We start from the raw sequence: 5,479 nt of genomic DNA on the forward strand, positions 1-5,479 counted from the left end.
CCTGTGCACGGGCCTGTGCCCGTGCCCGTGCCGGCGGCCGCGGGGGTGCCGGCACGGCGTCGGCTCCCCGCGGCCGCCGGCCGCCGTCTCAGCACTCCCACGGCCGCCAGCCGTCGGCGCCCGCCAGGTACGCCTCCCGGGTGTGCGCGGCGGCCTCCTCGGCGGTCAGCTGCGGCCGGTTCGCGGGCACCGGCACCCGCGCGCCCGGCCCGGTGTTCGCGTACTCGGCGAAGCGCTGCTGCTGCCACGGGTGGTCGGCCGCCATGTTCGCGTACGGCTCCGCCGGGTCGATGCCCGCGCCGAGGTGCGAGCGGCGCACCGTCAGCATCGGCCGGGCGGTGGGGTCGCTGCTGGGCACCCACGGCCGCGCCAGCCGGAAGGCGCCGGCCGGCGCGGTGCTGGTGAAGGCGCACCGGGTGGCCAGGAAGCCGCGCGGGTCGGCCCGGGCGGTGCTCGGGGCGAACACGAAGCCCTGCGGGACGGAGTCCAGGTCGGTGCGCGCCAGGGTGCGCAGCTCGCAGCGGTCCAGGACGGCGGTGGCCCGCCCGAACACGAAGTCCACGTCGCCCTCCACGTAGCAGCGGCCGTAGTACTGCCGGGCGAAGGAGCCCAGGCTCGCCGAGTCGGCGTACAGCGTGTCCTGGTGCCCCAGGAAGCGGCAGCGCAGGAAGGCCGTCCGGTCGCCGGTGGCCTTCACCGCCACCGCCTGGGTGCCGGTCCAGCCGGGGTGGTCGGCGCGCAGCCAGTCGTTGGCGAAGGTCGCGTCCGCGGCGGTGAAGCCGTCGGCCTGCACGGTGAAGGTGGCGCTGCCGGTGGTCCCGTACGTGCCGCCGCCGGGCTTCGGGGTGCCCGCCGCGTTGTCGTGCACCACGACCACGTCCCCGGCGCGGCCGGTCGCGCCGAGCAGGGTCAGGTGCCCGCGGTCGGCCGGGACGCGCACCGGCGCCCGGTAGGTGCCGGCCGCCAGGACGATCGTCCAGCCGGTGGCCGGGTCCCCGTTGGCCGGGGTGGCGTCCACGGCGTCCTGGACGGTCAGGTGGTCGCCGGCCCCGGCCGGGTCCACGTACAGCGTGCGGGGATTCAGCCGGTCGGCGGGCGTGCCGTACCGCCCGGGACGGGCCGGGGCGGCGGACGCGGGGGCGGCGGTGGAGCCGGCGCCGAGCAGGGCTCCGGCGGCGGCGAGCAGGACGGTGCGGCGGGTGGGCACGGGGTTCCTCCGGACGGGACGCGGGCACGGGGGCGGAAGGGCGGGACGGCGCGGGCCCCGGCGAGAGGGGCTCGCCGGGGCCGTGCGGTGCGCGCCGCGCGCGGGGGGACGCGCGCGGGGGACGTGTGCGGGGGAGTGGTCAGAGCCGACCGGCGCCCGCGCCCGTCCGGACCTTCCCCGGGACGGCCGCCGCCGGGTCCACCCTGGTGCGCAGGGTGGGCGTCCAGCCCGCCGAAGTGCCCAGCTGCTTGGCCGGGTTGGCGGCGTTCCAGGCGCCGGTCAGGTCGGTGGCGGTGCCGTTGACCGAGTTGCCGCTCGCGGTCAGCGCGGTGCCGCCCCAGTTGTAGAGCACCTTGGCGGCCGTGGTGCCGGAGGGCAGCGCGAAGTAGTTGTTCTGCGCCACGATCTGCGAGGACTTGCCGACCCCGATGCTGTACTCGTAGTCCCCGGCGGTCGGCGCGTAGTAGTTGTTGTAGACGTCCACCTGCCCGTAGCGCACCCGGGGCGCGCGCTGGACGGTGTTCTGCCACAGGTTGTGGTGGAAGGTCGCCCGCAGGTGGCCGGCGTCGGTGGCGGAGGCGCCGTCGCTGTTGCCGATCAGGTTGGTCTTGTCGTGGTTCCTGAACACGTTCCAGGAGGCGGTGACGTAGTCCGCGCCCTTGACCACGTCCAGCAGCCCGTCGTGGACCTCGTAGACCCGGCCGAAGTACACCGGCAGGCCGGAGTCCGGGACGGCGCCGTCGGAGAAGGTGTTGTGGTCCACCCAGACGTGGGTGGCGCCGTAGACCGTCATCGCGTCGTACTCGGAGTTCCAGTTGCCGGTGGACCCGTCGGTCGGGTCCCACTGCGGGAAGCAGTCGGCGGCGTTCTCGAAGGACAGGTTGCGGACGATCACGTTGTCGACGTTCTTCACCACCAGGCCGCCGCCGCGCAGCGTGCCGCCGTGGACGCCGACGATGGTGGTGTTGGCGCCGACGTTGACCTGCACCTTGTCGGCCTGCTTCTTCTGCGAGGCGGCGCGGGCGTCCTCCAGGGCCCCGGAGGGCACCTCGGAGGTGCCCCAGACCTTCGGGTCGTAGGCCGCCAGGTACGCGGGCAGCGAGTAGCCGTCCGTGGCGTACGCCGAGCAGTCCAGGTGCTTGCCGGCGTCGTCGGTGTTCAGGTCGACGACCCCCGAGACGTAGATGATCTTCGGGGTGGCGTTGGAGCCGTTGCCGGAGTTCTTTCCGCCGAGCGCGGCCACCAGCTGGGCCCGGGTGGAGACGGTGAAGGTGTGCGCGGCGTCCGCCTTCGACCCGCCGGTGGTGCCGGTGGTGGCGGAGGCCCAGCCGTCCTTCGCGGCCAGCACGGAGTGGCCGAGGTCGGCGGCGTGGGCGGGCGGGACGCAGGCCAGCGAGCCGCACAGGGCGGCGGCGGCGAACAGCGGTCCGGTGGTGCGGACGGTGCGGGGCAGACGCATGACGGGGCTCCTCGTCGAGCGTGTCGGGTGGGGTGCATGCGTGCGGTGCAGTGCGGTGCGCGGTGCGGCGTGCGGCGTGCGGTACGGCGTGCGGTCGGATGCCCGGGAGCGGTTCACGTCCGTGAACGCCGGTCGCATCCGTGTCCGCAACCTAGGGAGCCCCGCGCAGCCCTGTCAAGGCGTCCGGCACCGGAACGCGACGGCGCCCCGCACCGGGGTGCGGGGCGCCGTAAGGTACATGACGCCGCGTCAGCGGCGCCCGGGGGTCACAGGTGCCGGGTCGCCAGCGTCAGCCGGTCCCGGGCGTCGAACAGCGCGTCCCGGATGGCCTGCTCGCGCCCCGGCGTCAGCCGCGCCACCGGCACCGACACCGACACCGCGTCCCGGGCCGGGACGCGGTACGGGATCGCCACCCCGAAGCAGCGCAGCCCCAGCGTGTTCTCCTCCCGGTCCACCGCGTAGCCGCGGGCGCGCACCTCGGCCAGCTCCCGGATCAGCTCCTCCCGGTCGGTGTGGCTGTGCTCGGTCAGCGGCTCCAGCCGCTCCGGCAGCAGCCGGCGTACCGCCTCGTCGCCCAGCGTCGCCAGCAGCGCCTTGCCGTGCGAGGTCGAGTACGCGGGCAGCCGCCGCCCGATCCGGGTGAACGGCCGCAGGCTGTGCTGGGACTGGCGGGTCGCCAGGTAGACCACGTTCGCCCCGTCCAGCCGGGCCAGGTGGATGGTCTCCCCGGTGTCCTCCGCCAGCACGTCCAGCGCCGGGCGGGCCGCGGCCACCACCGCGTCCCCGTCGATGTACGAGCTGCCCACCAGCAGCGCCCGCACCCCGATGCCGTACCGGGTGCCGGTCGCGTCCGTCTCCACCCAGCCCAGCTCGGCCAGCGTGCGCAGCAGCATGTACAGGCTCGACTTCGGGTAGCCGGTCTGCTCCTGCACCTCCGCCAGGCTGTGCATCCCGGGCCGCCCCGCGAAGTACTCCAGCAGTTCCACCGTCCGCACGGCGGACTTCACCTGGGCGCCGCCGCCCTGGCTGGTGCCGCCCTGGGCGGCATTGGTCGGCGAGGGCATCCTTGACCCCATTCTGTCCCGCGGCGTATCGTCCCGCGAAGTTCAAATAGTTGACTGCCGTTCAGCATACTGAACAACTGAGGGTTGACGGGCCGTCCGGCCCCACGACGGGCCGCACACCGCCGCGCACCGGACGCTACCCGACCCCGCCACCCCACGAGGAGGCCCGCGCCATGACCGCCGAAGCCCGACCCGGCGCCCCCGTCCCCAGCACCGACCCGCGCACCGGGGCCGTCCGCGCCCACCCGGCCCGCGAAGCCGGTCCCGCCGACGTCGACCGGGCCGTCACCGCCGCCGCCCGCACCCTCGACGCGCTCGCCGACCGCCCCCGCCGGGCCGCCCTGCTGCACGCCGCCGCCGACGCCCTGGACGCCGCCCGCCCCGAGATCCTGGCCGCCGCCGACGCCGAGACCGCCCTCGGCGGAACCCGCCTCACCGGCGAACTCGCCCGCACCACCCACCAGTTGCGCAGCTTCGCGCAGACCGTCGAGGACGGCGGCTACCTCGACGTCCGGATCGACCGCGCCGACCCGGCCACCGGCCGCCCCGACCTGCGCCGCACCAGGGCCCCGCTCGGCGTCGCCGCCGTCTTCGCCGCCGGCAACTTCCCGCTCGCCTTCAGCGTCCCCGGCGGCGACACCGCCAGCGCCCTCGCCGCCGGCTGCCCCGTCGTGGTCAAGGCCCACCCCGGCCACCCCGAGACCGGCGAACTCTGCGCCCGCCTGCTGCGCCGCGCCGCCGAGAGCGTCGGCCTGCCCGCCGACGTCCTCACCACCGTCCACGGCTTCGCCGCCGGGGCCGACCTGGTCCGCCACCCGCTCACCGCCGCCGTCGGCTTCACCGGCTCGCTGCGCGGCGGCCGCGCCCTGCACGACCTCGCCGCCGCCCGCCCCCGCCCCATCCCCTTCCACGGCGAACTCGGCAGCCTCAACCCCGTCCTGGTCACCGAACGCGCCGCCGCCACCCGCCCCGAGGAGATCGGCGCCGGCCTGGCCGCCTCCTACACCCTCGGCCACGGCCAGTACTGCACCAAGCCCGGCCTCGTCCTCGTCCCCGCCGGACACCCCGCCCTGGAGAAGGCCGCCGCCACCGCCGCCGCCCAGGTGCCCGCCGCCCCGCTGCTCGACCCGCGGATCCGCGACGCCTACCTCACCGGCGCCGCCCACCGCGCCGCCCTCCCCGGCGTCGAGACCCTCCTCGCCCCCGGCCCCGCCCCCACCGCCGGGGCCCCGCTCGCCGTCCGCCCCGGCCTGCTCGCCACCACCGCCGACCGCCTGCACGACGACCTCCTCGAGGAGTGCTTCGGCCCGCTCACCGTCCTGGTCCGCTACCGCGACGACACCGACCTGCACGCCGCCCTCACTCGCCTCCCCGGCACCCTCACCGCCACCCTCCACCACGCCCCCGACGAGCCCCCCGCCCGCACCCGCGCCCTGCTCGCCCGCCTCGCCCCGCTGGCCGGACGCCTCGTCCTCAACGCCTGGCCCACCGGCGTCGCCGTCACCCCCGCCATGCAGCACGGCGGCCCCTACCCGGCCGCCACCACCCCCACCACCTCCGTCGGAACCGCCGCCATCCACCGCTGGCTCCGCCCCGTCAGCTACCAGGACGCCCCGCCCGAGCTGCTCCCGGCCGAACTCCGCGACCCCACCGCCTGACAGGCGTCCGCCGCCCGCCGCCCCCGCCCGCCGCGCCACCGCCGGTTGCCCCGGCGGGCGGGGGCGCGCTACGTTGGCCCCACCATAAAGC

At 76.4% G+C, this 5,479-nt stretch carries 4 protein-coding genes; 1 reads left to right on the plus strand and 3 read right to left on the minus strand.

Features of this window, described 5'->3' with window-relative positions:
- Nucleotides 1-88 precede the first annotated feature (88 nt).
- The 3 genes from ACFUEL_RS34110 to ACFUEL_RS34120 form a co-directional block, all read right to left on the minus strand.
- Entirely contained in the window at nt 89-1,207 is a 1,119-nt protein-coding gene (locus ACFUEL_RS34110; protein WP_380241194.1) for a pectinesterase family protein, read from the minus strand.
- Between the two features lie 139 nt (nt 1,208-1,346).
- Nucleotides 1,347-2,666 (minus strand): polysaccharide lyase family 1 protein, encoded by a 1,320-nt coding sequence (locus ACFUEL_RS34115; protein ID WP_380241196.1) that lies wholly within the window; start codon nt 2,664-2,666, stop codon nt 1,347-1,349.
- Nucleotides 2,667-2,932: 266 nt separating this feature from the next.
- Nucleotides 2,933-3,730, minus strand: a complete 798-nt coding sequence (locus ACFUEL_RS34120) for an IclR family transcriptional regulator (RefSeq protein WP_380241198.1) — start codon at nt 3,728-3,730, stop codon at nt 2,933-2,935.
- 173 nt (nt 3,731-3,903) lie between these two features.
- On the opposite strand from ACFUEL_RS34120, the gene ACFUEL_RS34125 reads away from it, so the two are divergent.
- Nucleotides 3,904-5,388 (plus strand): aldehyde dehydrogenase family protein, encoded by a 1,485-nt coding sequence (locus ACFUEL_RS34125; RefSeq protein ID WP_380241199.1) that lies wholly within the window; start codon nt 3,904-3,906, stop codon nt 5,386-5,388.
- The last annotated feature ends 91 nt before the right edge of the window (nt 5,389-5,479 follow it).

This window comes from Kitasatospora sp. NPDC057198 (assembly GCF_042670125.1).
GTDB lineage: Bacteria > Actinomycetota > Actinomycetes > Streptomycetales > Streptomycetaceae > Kitasatospora.